Origin of the sequence: Morganella sp. HSTU-ASny43 (genome assembly GCF_022819185.1) — a bacterium.
Classification (GTDB): domain Bacteria; phylum Pseudomonadota; class Gammaproteobacteria; order Enterobacterales; family Enterobacteriaceae; genus Morganella; species Morganella morganii.
In genome coordinates this window covers 1-689 of sequence record NZ_WSPG01000080.1, presented here as the reverse complement: position 1 = coordinate 689, position 689 = coordinate 1, and the positions used below count along the sequence as shown (strand labels likewise).

The 689-nt window shown below is 55.9% G+C and carries 1 protein-coding gene; it reads left to right on the top strand.

All coding sequences use genetic code 11. The features are described from left to right. Window positions 1–689 (top strand): phage tail tape measure protein (locus tag GN208_RS17840; protein ID WP_279577449.1); only part of this gene is annotated, 689 nt, incomplete at both ends.

The following is a 689-nucleotide window of genomic DNA, read 5'->3' as shown; positions in this document are numbered from 1 at the left end:
CTTGCGCAGGCCCAGCTGCGCGGGACACAAATTGCGGTTGCCAGAGCGCGTGCGGCAGAATACCGGGCACAGCAGGCACTCACCGCATCACGTGGCACGGATGCACAGGCTGCCGCAGAAAAGCGGCTGGCTGCCGCTCAGGCCTCCGTTGCCCGTAACGTGAATGCCCGCAATATTGCCCAGAATAACCTGAACAATATCACCTCTGTCGGCACCCGTCTCCTGGGCGGGGCGCTCGGCCTTATCGGCGGGATACCCGGACTGGTGATGCTGGGTGCCGGTGCCTGGTACACGATGTACCAGAAGCAGGAGCAGGCGAGACAATCGGCGCTTGAATATGCCGGAGCTATCGATCAGGTTCTGGCAAATCTGAACAAAATGACGCTGCCGGAAACGTCAGATAATGCGGGGAAAACCAAAGAAGCCCTGGCTGCACAAAATAAACTGGTTGATGAGCAGCGTCAGAAAGTCGAGGGATTAAAATCAGAGATAGCCGGGTATCAGCAGATGCTGGCCTCACCGGGACCAAGTATCAACGGCTATCTGATTAATCATCTGATCAGTCAGGAGGATGCGGTTAAATCCCTGGCGGCTGCGCAGGATGAACTTTCTGTTGAACAGAGCAGGCTCAATGAGCTGAGCAAAAAATCGGAAGAGATTCAGTCAGCACTGAAGGCGGTCGAAAGTCA